The organism is Sinorhizobium kostiense, assembly GCF_017874595.1.
Lineage (GTDB): Bacteria > Pseudomonadota > Alphaproteobacteria > Rhizobiales > Rhizobiaceae > Sinorhizobium > Sinorhizobium kostiense.
The window spans coordinates 454,561-473,314 of record NZ_JAGILA010000002.1 but is presented as its reverse complement, the minus strand read 5'-3'; the positions used below and the strand labels follow the sequence as shown (position 1 = coordinate 473,314).

The following is an 18,754-nucleotide window of genomic DNA, read 5'->3' as shown; positions in this document are numbered from 1 at the left end:
CGCTACTCCTCGGCGAAAAAGTGCTCATCCAGCAGCTGACGGCGGTAGCTGCGGACGCCCACATTATGCTCGATCAGCACCCCTGCCAATTCGGCCTCGTCGATCAGGACCAAACCTGAACAGAGCTAACTTATAAATGCGGATAAACAGGGGAGCAGGCCCTTGTCCGCAGCTATCGCACCAAAGACTACATTCGGCCCGCATTGGACGTTCGCGGGATTGTGTAGCAACCGACATCAGGAGATTTAGACTCATTCGGGGATGCCGGCCTTGCGGAGCCCTTCGATCCACAGGTCCATCATCCAGGGCAGGCCGAACGGTCGCTTCAGGGTGTAAGAAATTGACATTCCCGGAACCGCAGCCATCAGCCTCTCACCCGCGCGTCGGGCAGCTTCTAATTGGCCGTCATGAGCCAGGGAAATCGTTAAAGATCGCAAAGCGACTGCATAATTCGGCGACAATTCGATCGCCCGCTCCGCCCAATGAACAGCTTCCGAAAAGCGTCGTGCGAAGATGTGGCAGTTCGCGATACCTGCGAAGATTGTGTAAGCCCGCAAGTCGAGCGGGCTGAATCGGCGCGCGATCTCCAGGTTCTGAAGGGCCTTTTCGATCTGCCCGCTAAAGAGGAAGGCGAAGGAGGAGTGCATCCGCACGTAAGCCGAGTTCGGATGGACGCGCAGCGCTTCGTCTCCGAGTTCAGCACCTCGCTCGGCATCGTCTCCAACGACTGCCAGCGCCCATGCGGCCATTGCCAGCGCGGGGCCGTTCTCGGGGTCCAGGTCGACGGCGCGCAAGGCCGTCTCGCATACCCGCGCCTTGCCTTCTTCGACAGGCTCCAGCCAGCCGCTGATCAATAGTCTTCCCAGGCAGTCAGCCAAGGCCGTCCAGGCATCGGCAAAGGACGGGTCGATAGCCAACGCGTCTTCCAATACCCGTTGTCCGCGAAGGAAGCCCTCGCGCGTATAAGTCTGGAATTCCGGCAGGGCTCTCAGGTACAGGTCATAGGCAGTGATGTGTTCGGGGCGTTTCCTCCGAGCCCGTTCGATCTCGACTTTTTGCACCCTTGGCTCGATCGCGCTGACTACGCTTTCCGTGACGCGATCTTGCAGGGCGAACACGTCGACGACGTCGCCGTCGAAGCGATCTGCCCAGACGTGGGTTTCGGTTTCCGCCTCGATTAGCTGGCCCGTGATGCGGACGCGGTTCCCCGCCTTGCGGATTGAGCCTTCGAGGACATAGCGGACGCCGAGTTCGCGTCCGACACGTCGAATGTCAACTGTCTTTCCCTTGTAGGTGAAGCTGGAGTTCCTGGCGATAACGAACAGCCAGCGGATGCGGGAGAGCGCGGTGATGATGTCCTCGACCACGCCGTCCGCAAAATACTCCTGCTCGGGGTCGCCGCTCATGTTCGTGAAGGGCAGGACGGCTATAGAGGGCTTGTCGGGAAGCAGAAGCGATTTGACGTCCCCTGCTGTTCCGCCCTGCGGCCGGCGGGCAAGGCCAAGGGCGACGGCATAGGCTCTCACGGGTTCCTCAACGTTCTTGACGCTTTGCGGTCCGAGGTCTTCGACGCTGGCCTTCACCTTCTTTCGGACGTGGTTGTATGCGTCGCCTGAGAGGCAAATCCCGCCCGGCGCGGCCAACCCCTGGAGCCTGGCTGCGATATTGACGCCGTCGCCGAGGAGATCGCCGCCGCGGACCATCACGTCGCCGACGTGGACACCGATGCGGAACTGGAGACGATCCTCGCCGGATTGCCCCTCGTTTTCCCGCCAAAGTGCCTCCTGGACCGCAATGGCGCACTGGACGGCATCGACGACGCTTGGGAACTCAGCCAGCACGCTGTCGCCGGCCGTGTTGGCGATCCTGCCGCCGTGCTGGACAATAAAGGCGTCCATGATCTCGCGATGGGAGATGAGCGTCCGAAGCGTCTGAACTTCGTTAAGGCCCATCAGGCGGGTGTATCCCGCCACGTCGGCTGCGAAGATCGCCGCCAGTCGCCGTTCGATTCGATCCGCCGCCGACACGAATGCACCACAAGAGTTTGCCTACGCGAGTTTCGCATCTTCCTTTCCGGACGGCAACTCGACTTTGAGGGGAAACTCCCGGAGTCGCGCGCGCGGCGAAGGGGTCGAGGACCTCACCTCTCTGGATTCGTTCCTTGCAAGCCTGAAAAATAGCGTGGGTATCAGAAAGCGCATCGTGTCACAGGAGCTGAATTGGCGGCTCTGACGATGCGGCAATGGTATCGGTAATGGCATTCCTCCACATTCCTTCCCAGTCTGTTATGGCCGCAGCTGGGTTTGCATCAGTACAACACGTACCTGTCCTTTTCGGCCGACAACATCACTACTGTCGAGAGCTAAATCGCTTCCTCCGGGAACGTGCCACCTTGGACTGGCACCCGGAAGGACACACAGCCGATGCTGCTGCGTTACGAGGTAGGCGGATTTCCTTTCCTTCCCGGGCCACGCTTCAAGATTGGGCTGAACGGCTCTCGAACTTCGACGACTGGCTTCACGAGACCGGCCGTGATTGGAAGGCCATCAACTATCTTGCGGACATCGTACAAGGCTACCAAGCCGACATGCTGACCGGCCGCTGGTCCCAAGACGGTCGCCCTCTGAAGACGTCCACCATAAACGTGCGGGTCCAAATCGCCTGCGCCTTCCTGAAATGGGCGGGCGAACGTGGCCTCAGGCCTTCGTTCAACGTGCTGTCCGTTTCCATTTCCACCGAAGCGTCTTCTGGTACCAGCTCCCATGGTCATAACTCTCTAACCGTCACTTCCCGGGCGGGATCGCTCCGGGCCGAGGTAAAGCCGTTCATTACGTTGCCCACGGTTGACGAGGTCCGGCGGTGGCTGTCGAGCGTGCAGGCCCGTCGCGGTTACACGAAGGCGCTAATGTGCAGGACCATTCTGCGAACGGGGATGCGCCGCCGTGAGGTCGTAGAAATGAGGGTTGATGACCTTCCGGAACGCAAGGACTGGGTCGTCATTGGTGGGCAAGTGCAGATGCGGCTGGTCCACGGTACGAAAGGTGCCAAGAGCCACAGCAGCGATGGCGGCGAAATGGGGCCGCCGCGTACCATCGGCGTTCCCATGGACCTTGCTGAGGAGCTCGATCAATACCGGACCTGGAGACGCCTCAAACCAGCCACGATGTGGATGAAACGCAACAAGGGTAGTCCTCCTCCGTCGCGGCTGTTTCTCGGGGAGCATGATGGCACGCCAATTTCGATGGATACACTTTACAGAGCTTGGACGCTAACTCCGGACGTCAAGATCGACGATTGGCATCCCCACACAGGTCGTCACTACTGGGCTTGCCAAACCCTGCTCTCCGCATTGGAGCAGGAGACATCGAGAGCAAAAGCAACCATTTCCGAGATGCCGGAAGCCTGGGTCTATGAAGTTGGCCGGTACATTATTGATACCCGAATCCGTCCACAACTCGGTCACGTCGATGTCGAGACCACGCTGATCTATTTGAGATGGATAACGAGCCTTACAGTCCTGGCCGATCATTATATCGACTGGCACACATTCCTGGAGAAAGCAGATGGCTGATCCAACCAGGAAGAGATTGAAGGATAGAGGCGCGTCGGCAGTCGCCCATAGCAACATTGTACCGTTTAAGGCTCCCTTGGCACTGCGGTTCTGGGTGACGCCGGCCATCTATCGTTCGCATCCGCTACCCGGCGCAGCCGGTAACTTCGCCATCTGGGCTGTCGATATCGAGAATGACCGCCTTGGCCTCGGAATTCGTCTCGGCCGCGTGGATGTCTTTGATCAGAATTTCGTACGCGGAGGACCCCGAGAACTAGCCCCAGAAGGAGAGCTGACGCATCAAGCCGCCGTTAGCCGCCCGATCCGATCATCACGTGTCGGTCGGTGGCATTAGCCCTCTTTTAGCTAGCGCTCGTGCCGAATCTCTCACTGTTTGCTCGGCGCGATCATACATCCCTTGATATGTGTCGCCTTTGAATACTGGGAGTTCGTTGTTCTGAGCCACGAAATCGAAGACCATAGCCAGGCCCTCGTCCGTAAGAAATTGATCCGACAACACCAATGATTGCGCCAGTTCCTGCTCTCCAAAAGGGGAATGGCAACACTTGTGGCACGGGGTCCAGCATCCATGCTTCTCATTCCCGCATTTTATACAAATAGCCCGAGTCACGCTTCGCTCCTCTACTTGAGCCATCGACAAATACCTCGTCCGCGCGCAGGGCTGTACCCTTCACTTTCTAGGAAAGCAGCCACTTCTAGCAGCGCGATAGCGTAGCATTCAAACGCTCACATCTGAAATCATTCAACCTGAACAATTCAACCGTCGTTTTTCCCGCGCGATCTGGGCCTCGGTCAATCTCTGACGTTGCCACCTGAGCTGGTCTTTCAACTTGCACGAAGTCGGCATGGCAGAAAACGCAGGCTTGCAACCAAGCTGCTCAACGCTGTCCCTGGCGAATTTGCTCTGATCGGGGTGCGACTTGATTAGCTGGAGGGCCCAGTCGTTCGCCTTGTTGCATTGGGATGACGTGGGCTTCTTGTTCGATTTCGGGGGCGATGCGGCAACCTTGTTCCGGGACGAAGTGCCTTTCTGCCGTTGGGCACATTGATCTGCAGTACCGCCGTCTTTGGTTATTTTCGTGATCGCGGCGTTCACCTGCGTCAATCTTCTTTGGTCGCCTATGCTCCGGTATGCCGAGGCCGCCCTCTGTAGTTGATCGGCGGCAGCCATTTGGTCAGCGTAAGTACACCTCTTCGCCATCTCCTTCGCGATCTGGATCGCCTCGGCAGCGTCTTTCCGATATTGATTCTCGGAGGTCCTTGGCTCCTGGCGGTAGCCCGCGACCTTTGCAGCGTTCCATGTGCAGGGTTGACTCCACGTGGCCTGGGTATACTGCCCTGTCATGGAATTGCCGTCGGGCGAGATAGACCCCGTGAAGTTGACGGAGTTAAGGAAATTCGAAGTGGTGAACTGGACGCTCACACCAGATATCCTGCCCGAGGTGATCCTGCCGTTTATGCTCCCTTGGAATTGACCGTTCTCGTCGATGTTAAACAGGTAGCTTCCGCTGCCATAGCTGCACTGGACCTTGATCGACCATTGCCCATACGGATCGCCGGCGACTGCAATTGCCGGAATGCTGAACAGTGCCAAAGCCAAAAGAGTCCTTTTCAAAATCCCACTCCCGAACTGATCGAAAAATACTCGCCCGCGAAGCCCTGCAACGCGAGATCGCTTGGAGCGTATGAAAGCGTGCGAGGGGTGACCACTCCCATATGGGGGAGGCAGAGCCTACCGCAATTTCGAAAGAAACAGCATCAGCTGCCCCTGCCTCGAAGTCCCCGTCTTGTGAAAGATGGACTTCAATCTCGTTCTCGCCGTCTCGACCGAAATGCCGAGTAGCTCTGCCGCATCCGAAACCGACTCGCCGAGAAGCAGGCGTTGGCAGAACGAAATCTCCGCAGGTGTCAGTCCGAATGCAGCTCTCAGTGTCGAGAGATCAGGCGTGTCGGCGGCCGACGGGGCGAGATCGGTAACAATTACCAAAACGAGTTGACGAGGCGGAAGCAGTGCAGCCAAGCTACTGGACGACGAGGCGGCGGGAAGAGCAGCCATCGTGACTCGCATTGCCCCCTTCGCAGTGCGGAAGGAAAAGCTTGCCCCGCCTGTTGGAAATCCCTTCGAGAGCCGCTCCAGCACCGAACCGAAGCGAGCATCCGCGTCGCTATCAGCCAGGAAACAGCGGTTGTTGCGAACTATGACCGATCTCCCTGACGAGAACAATTGCACCGCCAGCTGGTTTGCCTCTCGGATTAACCGATTGCCTTCAATCACGAAGGCCGCGCATCGGCCGCGTTCCACTAGCGCCGCGGCAGCCACCGCTCCCTCGGTCCCGGCGCGCATGAGGCGGGATAGACTGATTGATCGACCCAGGCTGCTGCGGATTCGCCTAAGGACTTCGGCCGTGGCCTGCCCATAGGCTTCGGAATTCTGCATTGGAAAATGTATGACGAATTGGATGGTCTCGCCGTCGCCGCCGATAAGTTTTAATCCAGCGGCTGCATCCGCATCCTTCTGCGGACGGAGCCAATCGTTATAGAATTCAGTGTTCGAGAACAGACGCGCGGGACACACCTCTTCGGAAAGAGCGACGAGTCCGCTCTTTGCTGCCGACCAATAAGGTGTCCAAGGATTGATGTAGGCGAAATGGTCGGCGTAAGACGCGATAAATGCTGGATCGGTATTACCCCACGACTGAAAATTGAGCCTGCTCTCGCCGAAATTCATATTCCATAGGCCTGCGAAAGACCCTGGGAACGCCTGACTGAAAGCAACCGGAATCTCGTCCCATGACCCGCTCCCAAACGAAGCCCTGTCGATCGCCGCACCAACGTGCGCGCTTATAGTAGCTATGCGGTTTTCGTCGTAAATGTAGATAGGCTGCTGCCCCATCCTCGATGCGGCCAAGTGCCGCCCCCAAATATGAGTGGAATGTTCTTCCTCAAATCGTCCCCACAGGAAGACATAGCGTGTACTATTGCGGTTGGGAACAGCCTTGCTGGAGCTCAGCAATCTCGGGAAACTGACGCATACTTACCCATATCCAGGTCGGAATTGACTCGATGTTTGCATAAGGTTTTGCCGTGGCAGCTGATATTGCCGTTGCGCTTGGCCGACCGTGGCGAGCACGGTCGGGCCCTCAAAGCGGCACTCGCCCAGAACGCGGTAGCCGTTCAGTCACTGAACTTTTGACAGGAGCAGCATCAACTGCCCCGGTCTCCTGAAGGATCATCTTCAGTTTTGACCTGGCCGTTTCGATCGTGATTTACCGCGCCCCCGCCAAAAATGCCTTGCCGGCAAGGTTGACTGGGCAGTCGGAGGCAGCAAGCGCCGGCCCGACGAAGAACATGGCAGCACACGGTCAATACAGTCAATACAGTCAATCCAGCCGACAAACAGAGAAACCCGATCCAATTTTCGGTACAATTCCGCCCCCTAAAGAGGCCTATGCATTGCGACGCGGGCTCTTATTTTGTGATTTTGCAGCCAAGCCGGCGCTTCCTTCACATATGAATTTTGCAGTTTGGCTTTGACGATTTGCTGGAAGCCTTGGCGTATCCCTTCAAGCCAAAGTTCTTTCTTTCGCCGGCGTAAAATGCCTTGAGGACTTTGCACCTTCCATTCTCGAACTTCACTTGAATTTCAATCTTGTCCAAAGCATCTTGCCCGAGAACAGTCCCTTCCATCCCCGGGTAGCGGCGGACCTCCGACATTTGGCTACGCAAAGTCAAAACGTTACCGTTGAAACTGCTCGACGACGAATACTTGATCGTTCCTTTTTCTCCCGGCTTCGCTGGGTTCGAACATTTGATTACATCCGAATGTCGGCCTCCCAATCTAAACATTGGAGAGAACATCGAGAAGCGACCATCGACGTCGCAACCAGAAATAAAACCTCCCCCGGACACGACAACCAAAAGCTCCTCGCCCTCCACACTTTGGAGAGAAATAACAAAAGCGTTATTGAACTTATGTCTAAACAATGTGTATTTGTTTTTTAGAGAATCCCAAGAATAATCATCGATCTGAAGGTTATAATCCAGACTCATAGATCGAAAAGGGAGCTGTTCAGCTGCTTCAACGAACGTGTACATGGTGATGGCGAAAGCCAGAATTAGAAAAAACCGCATCCAAATTACCCCGAGAAGCAGCTATATTTTCCATTGATAAGGGAGCAGTTCTCCTTAGTCGACTTGATTAGGCGGTCGCTTCCACTTTTCTTGATCAGGGCATCATTAGCCTTCTTCAGCTGGCTTGCCGTTCTCGTGTCACCTGCCCTCGTAGCGGCATCGATACCCATGCGGTAGGCGATGTTCGCTTTTGTGGTCTTGCCAGCTTTCTCGGCTTGGTAGCCATTGCGGAGCCAGTGTAGGGCGTCGGCAATGTCGGCGTTTTTCTCGTTGATTTTGGCTTCGCGGAGATTGCCTGCCCGAACTGCTTCGTCTGCCGCCCGTTTAAAGGCAATTCGTGCCTCGTTGAATTTGCCTGCTTGTTGGAGGGTGATTGCTTGACGATTGAATCTCCGGCTATTGGTGCCATGCATCCGTTGATCTTGTTCGACCGGACCAAGATTGTCGGTAAATTGCGTTTGGCTGGCCAACGACTGAACAATCGACAAAACCGCTGCACCGACGGCAAGCCCAGCTGCGATCTGATTGCCGCTGTTGCGGGAACCAACGGAGCGGGACACGTTGTCGCCAGGAAGGCACGCAAACGCATTGCTGGCTAGATGTTTTCCCGGGCCGCATATTTGATCAGCACTCGCTTCGGCCACATGAAGAACAGCGACCAAGCCAATGACGATAGGCGATATTCGAATGATTTTTGCCACTTCAATTGTCCATAAGTTGACCAAGCTGAGTTGAGCCTATGAACGCGCCCAACTGGGTACAACTCCCAAATGGGGGTCGTTGAAACGGTCCTTATCGCTCATGGAGGCGACGCCCGCGCTGCGGTCTGCGAGTTGTTGGCCGACGCCGATTTCCTCCGGGACCAGGTCTACACCGCATCGTGTTTGATGAGTAAGGGCATCGGTCGGGGCTGGAGACCGCGCTACGAGAGGGTGCGATGAACCACCGCAGGGGTATCGAGCTGGTCAGGAACGGCAGCTTGGTTTCCGTGGCCACGCACGGCGGTTATGCGTTGAACCTACCGGATCGAAGTCTGGAGCGATGCACCAGAGGCAGGTGAGCGCTACTCGAGACAATCTCGAGGGCCACAGATTTCCAAGTCTCGGTGGCCTGCTTATAGAGCCGCGATGAGACAGCGTCCTGGAAAGGTGCTCGTGCATCTCAACGGGATGCCCGAATGTCATGCGAGGAAGTGCCGGACCCTCAGGTCCCTCTCTTTGTCTGCCGCTCTGGCGGCGGGTGCGGCCGACCGAAGCTCATGCCGGACACCAGAACACCGCCTCAGGCTCTCGGAGCTCGAGAAATGGTATCTGCTCTCGGGAAAGTGTTCGAAGTGCGGTCACCAGGGATGCATAGATCGCCCGGACGCTGGTCGCCGCTTCGGGAAAAACGTCATCCTCATCTCGTTGATGGCGCAGCTCGTCTGTACGTTGTGTGGCAATAAACGAGGTAACGCTCTTGAGATCGGGAAGATCAAGCGTAAACTTTTCTGCCGTCGGCATTCGTTAGTGCTGTCGGCGACCGCCTGCGCGCTGCACGCCAAGCGTGCTATCCAGCCCACTATGAGGACCGTTGACTACGGCAATCAGTCTGCTGCGGAGATGGAATTTAGCCCGCGATCAGTTGGTGGCCCCTTCCAACTTTCGTCTTCGCGGAGGAGCTTGCTGACGGGCATTGGAGGGGAGGCCCTCGAAGTGATCGCGAAATCTTAGAGATCAACTGACTGGTCGAAATGGGCGTCTGCGAATCCATCGAAATCTGCGCAAGGCGTCTCATTTACGCGACCGCCTTCTTGCGGTAGTCAGGATCGAGCGGCACATACGGATAAAGCGGTGTTGTCGTCATCGTCGCCTTCGCCATACGGATATAACCCCCACCCTCTGCCTCTCGGCTCGACGTCATACTCTTCTGCAGCCCCCTAGACCACCAAAAGGCCTTCCACTTATCTCCTGTGCCACCGTGCTCTTCGCGCTCAAAGATGCATACGTGTTTGCGTTCACCAGCCAGAAAAGCTGCGTTGTTCAACGCAGGCTGCAAGTGCCGGAAATACCGTTTGGGTCCACTCTGAACATCTGGTCGATTGGCGAACGTCACCTCGAAATAATGCTTGGTGGCATCGTACGGCTTCATCGCCCGAATACATTCTTGAACTCCAGTGGTGACAGGGGCTCTGTAAGGCGGCAAATGGCTCCAGGGTATTTTCACCCTCCAGCCTTGCCTTCTCCGTTAACGCTTCGTGAACCATAGTCCGCTCGGGGCATGAGACCCGCGCTGGCGTCATGACGACACCGAACTGTTTGAGAATCCTTTCTTCGGCGTTTTTCATGACGAGCATACTCACAAACGTCTCCGCGCTGGCGGCCCTCCAGACGTTGCGCGCGATCAACTCCAATCTCGCGGACACGCAGAGTCGCGTGAGTTCCGGACGCCGCATCGCCGTCGCAGCCGACAACGCGGCCTATTGGTCGATCTCGACAACGATGCGTTCTGACAACTTGGCGATCTCGGCGGTATCAGATGCTCTTGGCCTGGGATCGGCGAAGGTGGAGGTGGCGTATGCCGGACTGAATTCCATCATCGATGTTCTGATGGAGTTCAAAGCGAAGCTGGTCGCCTCCAAGGAGGGCGGCGTCGACAAGGCGAAGATTCAGGTCGAACTTGATCAGTTCAAGGAACAGGTCCAGAGCATAGCGACGTCCGCGAGCTTCAGCGGGGTCAACTGGCTCAACACCGACATCGACGATATATACGACAACGATATCAATAAAGCTTCGGTCGCTTCATCATTCGCAAGGGGCACGGCGGGCGTCGCCGTCAAAACGATGGACATCCATCTCTCGGATGTCGCGCTGTTCAACAGCACTGGGGGAGGGCTGCTGCAGCCGGACGCGCGAGACCTCAAATCGATTGGCGGGATGCGCTACAATGTGCTGGAGTGGGACGGCGAAGAGTGGGTCGAGACGTGGGAACCCCGCTTCGGAACCGGCGTGAGAGCGAGTTCTTCGTTCACCTTTTCAGGACCACTTACGTTCGATGATGCAGGGGATCAGATCGCGTTCGACGTGACGGTGGATGCGGACAATCCAGATGACGGTATCGATCCCCCATACAACCCGGGCCACACGACCTCGATAGTGATCGATCGGACGACGATAGACGCGGTCGATGCCAGCTGGAACGGCGTTATTTCGACCAATACGCAATATGCGGCGGTCCTGAATTATGCATTGAACCAAGCAAACTCAGGGGCGTTCGTATCCGCCAATTACTCGAAGCTGACTGCGTCTGGTACATGGGTTCATGATCCAGAGGCAATGTCTATTTCCACTAGCCAAAATCGCAGTCTTGGTCTGGACGGGTCCTATATAGAAGTCAGTAATTTCAGCAGCACAGTCGGATCGGGCGGGCTCGGAGATGTCTCAAAGTTTGGAAGCCGCGGCTCGAAAATGACCCTCACCTTCGATGAGTTCCAGGTCTATAAAGACGGCGACGATCCAGACGGAGTCGAGGTCAGTTTCGGCTTCTATGTCAACGACAGCTCGACGAAGACCTATTCCTTTGACCGGACGAACGTCAACGAACTGTTGGGCAAGGACACTGGCAAGATTGAGACTGCCGATGAAATGGTCATGGTGCTTCAGTCGCTAATGGGAGCTGACTGGCCGGACGTCATCATCGAGACGACATCTGCCAGTTCCGTCACGCTGAAGTTAGCCGAGACCTCAGATCGGCGGTCGGGGTCGGATACGAGAATCGGGTTCACGGGTATCAACGTTAGCATTGAGCCACTTCCAACAATTGACTTCCTCAATATCGACATTGCGCAAAATCCGCAGAAGGTCGGCTCCTACATCACATACATCGAAGCAGTGACCGGCAGGATCGTTGACGGAGCGGCCACCCTCGGAGCGCTTCAGAAGCGGATTGACATGCAGTCCGACTTCGCCGCCAAGCTCATGGACGCTACCGAAGAGGGCGTCGCTCGGCTCGTCGACGCTGACATGAACGAGGAATCAACCCGATTGAAGGCGCTCCAGACGCAGGAACAGCTGGCGCTCCAGGCACTTCAGATCGCCAATTCCGAGCCTCAGATCGTAATGCAGTTGTTTCGCTAGTCGTCGGTTTTCGCCATAGCGGGGCCGCTATCCGGAGAAGACCGATCTAGGTGCGTGGCAATTAACATGGAAACCAAGTGAACCGCGTTTCGCGCACCGTAACGGTTTTTCATCTTTTCGATACGGTGCTCTACCGTCCGGTGCGAAACGCCGAGTGTAGTAGCGACCTCCTTCGCGGTTGCTCCTTCGATCATGAGCTGGATGATCGCCTCGTCAGCCACATCCATTTTCTCGCGGCGTTCCGGGGGACTTAAAAGGAATTGAGCGTACGACGAGGAGATTACCCACTCGGGCTTTTCCGCGTTTTTCTGAGGCAGGAGAATGCGATCGTATCCCAGGTTGACGCCCATTAGCCTAGTTTTCACTAGCTCGGTCACAGGCTGTTGGCGTTCCAAGACATCTTGCAGCCTGGGAATAACGGCTTCTTGCATGTATTGCCGATCTCTGAACTCGCCGAGCCTGCAGTCGGAAAAAATCTTGTTGATGTTGAGGACCCTGGAAGCAAACCCGGAGTGACGGATCGTCTGCATGCGCCACCGCCACGGATCGTCGCCTTCGATGCTAATGAGCGTCAGCCGCATTTTGATCGACAGGAGGTCAAGCACGTCACGAAAGACGTCTTCAGGGGCGGCTGGATGCTCCGGCGTTGTCTGTATCCAGGCATCGATCATCCGCCTAATGACGACGGTAAAGGGAGTCTCTCGGGCCATTATTTTGTGTTCTGTTGAGAATAGCTAAACGCTGCTAATCAACCGAAAGTGCTGCTCGCCGCAATGGGTAATCGCGGCTTGCGCTCGCATTTCGACCATGGCGTTTATCCAAAAGCTACTGGGCACCAGCCATTGTCACGAACCAAATCTATATTGCAGATATCGGCCACGTTTCGGTAGCCACGATCCACTGGAGGGCAAGGGCCTGTGAGTTTTAGACGCCTGTAGATCACCAGAAGTGGCTCCGATATATGTGTCAGTCGGCGTCTATAATTTTTACCCAAGGAATACGTAACGGGTCCTGACGCTTCAGGAAGCGGTAAGGGGCTTCGTGCCACGGAACGATGTCGTCCGTTTCGTCGTCGAGAATGAAGTCGCCCTCGCTGGTGACGAGGGTCAGAAGCGCGTGACCGTCGCCGTTGGGCTTGAGAGCGACCGTCAGAAGCAGTGAGGCGAGGGGGATGCCGTACTCGCTCAATCGGCGTTGCTTGAGGAGGGCGAAGTCTTCTGTGTCTCCCGCTTTGTCGGGAAAGGCCCAGACTTCCTCGCGCCCGTAGAGTTCCTGGTCGGTGGTGTGCGGTAAGGCTTGATTGATCTCGGCATTGATCAGCCGGACTTCGCTCCACTGCATGTGAGAAAGGCGTATGGGTTTCGCCACCGTTCCCCGCGGCTCGCACTCGGCAGGGTTCTTCTTGCAGAATTCGAAGTAGCCGATGGGCGGATTGGTCGACCCGCCCATCACCATATGCGGATGCCTGCTTTCGGCCGCGATCAGGGCAGACAAGGGCATGGCCAAGAACACCACGGCCATGCGAATTGATTTCAGCTTCATGATGAGAGTGCTCCAGCTTTGAGTGTGGAGCCTGGCAAATGTATTTCCAGCGGTCAATGTGCCCACTTAGGACCCACTTCGCGTGTTTCACTGCTCTGCAATGCGTCGGGGGTCAAAATCGGGGTAGCGCCCAACCATCTCGGTTAAGATACGACGCCGGCAGGTGATGACGCCAAAGGGCACTGAAGCGCGAGCCGCCGCCCGTGTTGAGCTGCCCAGCGGCCATGCCGCAGACGAGGCCAAGCGTCGCCTAATAGCTAATGACCTTGTCGCTTTCGGCAATGAGTTGCACCAACTTGTTGGGCATCCCCGGAGTAGCACTCCGCAAAACGATCTCATCGGGCGCAATGTTGCGGGCCTTCGCAGACATTCCCGAGAAGTAAATCTCGGCTGTCGCCGAGGCATTGATTGCCTCGAAGTGGTCGGAAAGCTTTCCGGTGCCGAGCCCTTCCACGCTTGCTGCACTGGCTGAAGTGAGGAGATGCACGCCATCTCCGGCGACAAACAGCACGAGTTGATGGCCCTCTTCGATGACGGCTCTCGCGACAAAGAATGCAAGAGCAGCCCTATTCGGATCGTTCGGGCCTACGGTCACATGAACGAGTATCTTGGCCATGATCGCCTCCGTGGAGTGACAGATTAGCACCTTAGGCCGCGGCAACACAGTCCGAGCAGCCAGGCAAAAAGGGGATTGTTCGGCGGTGCAATGAGTCCGGCTTAATGCCAATGGGGAATTGTGCGCCATACCGAGGCATGGCTTCATGGCAGCCTTTCGGTACGGAGGGAATGTCAATGCCCAAGCCGCCCAAACCGCCCAAGCCGCCACCCCCGAGCTTTTCAATTAGCGCACTGGATGCTGTGCTGCCTGAGGGCGACACGGGTACGACGATGTATACCTTCACCGTCACTCGAACGTCGGGCAGCGGGGCAGCACGGGTGAACTACGCTGTCACGGGTGCGCAAGCGGATGACTTCATCGGGGGCGCTTTCCCGAGCGGCACCATCTTTTTCCGGAACGGTGAGACTTCGATAACCATCAGCATCCCGGTAGCCGGCGACATGCTGGCAGAGCCGGATGAGACCTTCACAGTCGCCCTCTCGAACCCGGTAGGAGGAACTATCGCCACCGGTACCGCGACAAGCACAATTCATGATTTTGCAATCCAACGTGTCGGCGTCGTCGGCGTCCCCGGTTCGGGGCCGTTGATCGAAGACCGTTCCTTTGCTCCCGCAATTTCGGGCGACGGGCGCTACATCGCGTTCTCTTCCTTTGCTCCCCTGGTTGCGGGCGACACCAATGGATGGCCAGACGTCTTCGTGTTCGATTGCCAGCTCGGCACGACGACGCGCGCCAGTGTGGATTCGGCTGGTGGCCAAGCGAATAACTTTAGCATTATGCCCGCGATCTCCGCCGACGGGCGTTACGTTGCGTTCTCTTCTGCTGGCAACCTCGACCCGAGAGACGGAAATCAGGCCCTGGACATTTACATGCGTGATCTCCAGCTCGGCACGACCACGCTCGTTAGCACCGACTCGTCTGGGAACGTGGGGTTCAACGGCAGCGTTTTTCCCTCGATCTCCGCCAACGGGCGCTACGTCGCGTTCGAGTCTGGCAGCAACCTGGTGGCGGGCGACACGAATGGAGTCTCGGACGTTTTCGTGCGCGATCTCCAGCTCGGCACGACGACGCGGGTCAGCGTCGACTCGGCCGGCAGCGAGGCAAACCACAGAAGCAGTGGCTCCTCGATCTCGGCCGACGGGCGCTACGTCGCGTTCGTCTCATCGGCGGACAACCTTGTCGCAAGCGACACAAATGGACAGGATGACGTTTTCGTGCGCGACCTCCAGCTCGGCACCACCACCCGCATCAGCGTCGACTCGGCCGGGGGCGAAGCGAACGGCGGGAGCGGCTTCTTCGACTTCCCCGAGATTTCGGGTGATGGGCGATGTCGTCTTCTCATCCGATGCCACGAACCTTGTCGCGGGCGACACGAATGGCAGCTCGGATGTTTTCGTGCGCGATCTCGAGCTCGGCACGACGACCCGAGTCAGCATCCACGCGGCCGGCAGCGATTCGAACGGCGGTAGCTTTCAGGCCTCGATCTCCGCCGACGGGCGCTACGTCGCATTCGTCTCGAGCGCTAGCAACCTTGTCGCCGGCGACACAAATGGCTTCGGAGACATTTTCCGTGTACGATCGCCAACTCGCCACGACCACGCGCGTCAACGTCGACTCGGCCGGTGGCCAGGCGAACGACAGAAGCTCTTTTCCCGCGATCTCGGCTGATGGCCGCTACATCGCATTCATCTCCGATGCCAGCAATTTGGTGGCGGGTGACACGAATGGACAGACCGACACTTTCGTTGCGGATGGGCTGACACAGGGATGGTGGGTGGCATAATGCCATGTAAGACGTCCAGCAGTGTATTTGCCGATCAGCAATTCGGCTATCACGTGATTGTTTGAGAGAGCAGCGTTGATGACGAGAGTTGCCTCGTCGCGTGTCCGGCTATTGACATCGGCACCTTTCGGGTTCGAACAATTCCTTGCGCCCGGCTCGCAGGCGCTCGAAAGTGCCCTGTTCGTCCTGCTCCATGAGTGTGGAGTAGCCAACAACATCAGCGGCGAGAATAGCGGCAAGCTTACGATCCATGGCTTCCCCCAATCGGCCCGCTATTTGGCGGGTTGCTAAATTAACACAACCCCCTTCTAGGATCAGCAAAATAGGCGATCCACATCAGTCCACTCAGGGGGGCCGATCTCGACTATCTTGTTTCTGCCGGCGTAGAGCCATCCTTCGGACCAAGCGTGAACAGCCACACCTTGGCCTTCCGTCCCCGCTACGAGCGAGGTCGGGCCTGCAGCGCCTTGGGCCTGCGTGAGTGTCGGGAAATTTCCAGCCGCCAACGTTCCCGGGGGCAGTTTCTTCACCTTTTTCCCAACCACCCGCTCGACGACGAAATTTGCCTTCTGCGGACACCGGCTGCCGTCATCGGCCCGAAAGCGCGCAATGAGTAAAAAAGCACGCCAATACGGCGCGAGCGCAGGGATCGCGACTTTCATAATTGGTCCTCTCGAGGTCTTCCGCGGCGGCAGTTGGGACTCCGACCTGGCACGCGGTCATTCGCCATCGGTTCCGGTGCCTGAGCGGCCCTTGAAGTGCTAGGATAAGGCTCGCCATCGGAAGGGTGGGCAGAGAAATGGAGAGGCGGCTCACCGCAATCCTTTCTGCCGATGTGGTCGGCTATGGCCGCCTCATGGGAGAGGATGAGGTCGGCACCCTGGAGCGGTTGAAGGCCTGCCGCCGGGAATTGGTCGACCCGGCCATCGACAGGTTCCACGGTCGCATCATCAAGCTTATGGGCGATGGCGCGCTGGTCGAGTTCGCGAGCGTTGTGGACGCCGTCCAGTGTGCCGCGGCGATCCAGCGAAAAATGGCCAGCCGCGATGACGGCCTCTCCGACACAAAGCGAATTCAGTTCCGTATCGGCATCAACCTCGGCGACGTCATCGTCGAAGGCGACGACATCTACGGCGACGGTGTCAACATAGCCGCGCGACTGGAGGGAATGGCAGAGCCCGGCGGCATTTGCATATCCGGCACGGCATTCGACCAAGTAGTCCATAAGATCGACGTCGGCTTCTCGGCTCTCGGCGAGCAAAAGCTAAAGAACATCGCCGATCCGGTTCGCGCATATCGCGTTCTGCTCGACCCCTCCCAGGCGGGCAAGGTCGCCGCCGCCCGCCGCAGACCACGCCGGAGAGGCATGATCTTGGCTGCGCTGGCTGTTATGCTGGCCGCGATTACCGCGATCTTCCTCGCGTGGCAACGGCCGCTCGCACCAAACCGTCCATCGATCGCGGTGTTACCGTTCGCTAATCTGAGTGGCGATCCAGCCCAGGACTATTTCACCGACGGCGTTACGGACAACCTTATCAACGATCTCGTCCGGGTCTCCGATCTCCGTGTCATTGCCAAGAGTTCTGTGTTTGCCTACAAGCGCAAGCCCGTCGTCTTGGCCGATGTCGCCCGCGACCTCGGAGCGCGCTATGCCGTGGAGGGCAGCGTCCAACGGACCGGCGATCAAGTCCGCGTCAATGCGCAATTGATCGATGCGGCAAATGGCGACCATCTGTGGGCTAACCGATTTGACCGCCGCGCCGCGGATGTATTTGCCATCCAGGACGAGATGAGCCGGCAGATCGCCGAAGCGCTGGGCGTGGAGCTGACGCAATCCGAGACCGAGCGCCTCTCCCGACCGCCGACAGCGAACCTCGAGGCATACGACTACTATCTAAGGGCCGAACAGGCGGCGCGGACCGGACGCCCCTCGCAGCTGTTGGAGGCCTTGGCGCTCTTCGAAAAGGCGGAGGCACTCGACCCACGGTTCGCAGAGGCGTTCGCGGCCGACGCGCGCGCCACCGCCTACGTCTGGCGAAGCACCTTCGACGACGTTCTTCCGAGCGCGCTGGCGCGCAAAAGAGCCTACGACAAGGCGAGCCGCGCACTGACACTCGATCCCGATCTGTCATCGCCGTACTCGGTGCTGGCCGTCATTCAGGTGGTGGACCGCCGCTACGAGGAGGCGATCGCCTCGGCGCGGCAGGCGGCGTCGCTAGGACCTGCCGACGACGAGGCGCATATGGCTGTCGCATATGTTCAACTGTTTTCCGGGAACCATGCCGAAGCCGCCGCGGCCGTCGAGACGGCGCTTGATTACGAACCGAACCTATCGGCCATCGACCAGTTCACCGCTGGCCTGATCTCCTATCTACAGCGCGACTACGCGAGGGCCACCGAGAGTTTCGAGCGCGCGCGCGATGGTTCGCCGGGAAACGGCCTGTTCGTCACGCCTCTCGCCATGGCCTATGTTCGTGCCGGTCGCATTGACGACGCCCGCGCGGCTGTCGCCGAAGGCGTTCGCCTCCTCGAAGGACGCGAATCCCTGGCGGGCTGGCGTCTCAGCTTTGCTCATTTTCGAAACGAGCAGGACCTGCGTTCCATCCTTGACGCCTTGCGCGACGCCGGCATGCCGGAATGGCCGTTTGGTTTCCGGGGCGACGAGCGCGACCGCCTGGACGGAGACGAGATCGCCAGCGCCGTCATGGGCAAGCTGCTCAAGGGCATGACCGAACCCTCCGGAAGCCCGGCGCTCATGCAGATCGGTCGCGACGGCAAGGCGGTATTCCGGTCTGCCACGCAGATGACGGTCGAAACGGTTGTCGTCAGGGGAGACACGCTCTGCGAGCAGGGTCGCGACATCTTCTTCGGTCGCGCCGATTGCGGACCGGTATACAGACGCGCAGGGTCGGCCGATGAAACCAGCTATGCTTACGTGAACTCGAGCAAGGTCTTCTATTTCTCGCCCGTCAAATAGAATTTAGAGCCGGCCG

At 57.9% G+C, this 18,754-nt stretch carries 17 protein-coding genes; 6 read left to right on the top strand and 11 right to left on the bottom strand.

The window, feature by feature from the left end:
* Positions 1–251: 251 nt before the first annotated feature.
* Positions 252–2,027 (bottom strand): adenylate/guanylate cyclase domain-containing protein, encoded by a 1,776-nt coding sequence (locus tag J2Z31_RS08750; RefSeq protein WP_209601515.1) that lies wholly within the window; start codon positions 2,025–2,027, stop codon positions 252–254.
* Between the two features lie 365 nt (positions 2,028–2,392).
* Here J2Z31_RS08750 and J2Z31_RS08745 point away from each other — a divergent pair, with 365 nt between their 5' ends.
* Positions 2,393–3,571, top strand: a complete 1,179-nt coding sequence (locus J2Z31_RS08745) for a tyrosine-type recombinase/integrase (protein ID WP_209601514.1) — start codon at positions 2,393–2,395, stop codon at positions 3,569–3,571.
* A gap of 742 nt (positions 3,572–4,313) precedes the next feature.
* Here J2Z31_RS08745 and J2Z31_RS08740 read toward each other — a convergent pair.
* From J2Z31_RS08740 to J2Z31_RS08715, 6 genes are all read right to left on the bottom strand, one after another.
* Complete coding sequence (locus tag J2Z31_RS08740) at positions 4,314–5,186, bottom strand: hypothetical protein (protein WP_209601513.1); 873 nt, start codon at positions 5,184–5,186, stop codon at positions 4,314–4,316.
* Between the two features lie 117 nt (positions 5,187–5,303).
* Positions 5,304–6,479, bottom strand: coding sequence for a helix-turn-helix transcriptional regulator (locus J2Z31_RS08735; RefSeq protein WP_209601512.1), 1,176 nt, complete (start codon positions 6,477–6,479; stop codon positions 5,304–5,306).
* 596 nt (positions 6,480–7,075) lie between these two features.
* A complete protein-coding gene (locus J2Z31_RS08730) occupies positions 7,076–7,702 on the bottom strand; it encodes a hypothetical protein (protein WP_209601511.1) in 627 nt (208 codons plus the stop codon).
* Positions 7,703–7,707: 5 nt separating this feature from the next.
* Positions 7,708–8,403, bottom strand: a complete 696-nt coding sequence (locus J2Z31_RS08725) for a hypothetical protein (protein WP_209601510.1) — start codon at positions 8,401–8,403, stop codon at positions 7,708–7,710.
* 555 nt (positions 8,404–8,958) lie between these two features.
* Positions 8,959–9,204: a hypothetical protein gene (locus J2Z31_RS08720; protein ID WP_209601509.1), complete on the bottom strand. Its 246-nt coding sequence runs from the start codon at positions 9,202–9,204 to the stop codon at positions 8,959–8,961.
* Positions 9,205–9,478: 274 nt separating this feature from the next.
* On the bottom strand, positions 9,479–9,832 hold the full coding sequence (locus J2Z31_RS08715; RefSeq protein ID WP_234939342.1) for a hypothetical protein: 354 nt from the start codon (positions 9,830–9,832) through the stop codon (positions 9,479–9,481).
* A 194-nt stretch (positions 9,833–10,026) separates the two neighbouring features.
* On the opposite strand from J2Z31_RS08715, the gene J2Z31_RS08710 reads away from it, so the two are divergent.
* Positions 10,027–11,817, top strand: a complete 1,791-nt coding sequence (locus tag J2Z31_RS08710) for a flagellin N-terminal helical domain-containing protein (RefSeq protein ID WP_209601508.1) — start codon at positions 10,027–10,029, stop codon at positions 11,815–11,817.
* Here J2Z31_RS08710 and J2Z31_RS08705 read toward each other — a convergent pair.
* The 3 genes from J2Z31_RS08705 to J2Z31_RS08695 form a co-directional block, all read right to left on the bottom strand.
* The gene (locus J2Z31_RS08705; RefSeq protein ID WP_209601507.1) at positions 11,814–12,527 is read right to left on the bottom strand and encodes a LuxR C-terminal-related transcriptional regulator; all 714 of its coding nucleotides are present in this window, start codon (positions 12,525–12,527) and stop codon (positions 11,814–11,816) included. The genes J2Z31_RS08710 and J2Z31_RS08705 overlap by 4 nt on opposite strands.
* 256 nt (positions 12,528–12,783) lie before the next feature.
* Positions 12,784–13,359: a transglutaminase-like cysteine peptidase gene (locus J2Z31_RS08700; protein WP_209601506.1), complete on the bottom strand. Its 576-nt coding sequence runs from the start codon at positions 13,357–13,359 to the stop codon at positions 12,784–12,786.
* A gap of 250 nt (positions 13,360–13,609) precedes the next feature.
* Complete coding sequence (locus J2Z31_RS08695; protein ID WP_209601505.1) at positions 13,610–13,975, bottom strand: DsrE family protein; 366 nt, start codon at positions 13,973–13,975, stop codon at positions 13,610–13,612.
* Positions 13,976–14,247: 272 nt separating this feature from the next.
* Here J2Z31_RS08695 and J2Z31_RS08690 point away from each other — a divergent pair, with 272 nt between their 5' ends.
* The 3 genes from J2Z31_RS08690 (at position 14,248) to J2Z31_RS08680 (ending at position 16,052) form a co-directional block, all read left to right on the top strand.
* Positions 14,248–15,447, top strand: a complete 1,200-nt coding sequence (locus J2Z31_RS08690) for a Calx-beta domain-containing protein (RefSeq protein ID WP_209601504.1) — start codon at positions 14,248–14,250, stop codon at positions 15,445–15,447.
* An 80-nt stretch (positions 15,448–15,527) separates the two neighbouring features.
* Entirely contained in the window at positions 15,528–15,761 is a 234-nt protein-coding gene (locus J2Z31_RS08685; protein WP_209601503.1) for a PD40 domain-containing protein, read from the top strand.
* Between the two features lie 78 nt (positions 15,762–15,839).
* Entirely contained in the window at positions 15,840–16,052 is a 213-nt protein-coding gene (locus J2Z31_RS08680; protein ID WP_209601502.1) for a hypothetical protein, read from the top strand.
* Positions 16,053–16,075: 23 nt separating this feature from the next.
* Here J2Z31_RS08680 and J2Z31_RS08675 read toward each other — a convergent pair whose 3' ends face one another.
* On the bottom strand, positions 16,076–16,423 hold the full coding sequence (locus J2Z31_RS08675; protein WP_209601501.1) for a hypothetical protein: 348 nt from the start codon (positions 16,421–16,423) through the stop codon (positions 16,076–16,078).
* Between the two features lie 137 nt (positions 16,424–16,560).
* On the opposite strand from J2Z31_RS08675, the gene J2Z31_RS08670 reads away from it, so the two are divergent.
* Complete coding sequence (locus J2Z31_RS08670) at positions 16,561–18,738, top strand: adenylate/guanylate cyclase domain-containing protein (RefSeq protein ID WP_209601500.1); 2,178 nt, start codon at positions 16,561–16,563, stop codon at positions 18,736–18,738.
* Positions 18,739–18,754: the final 16 nt, after the last annotated feature.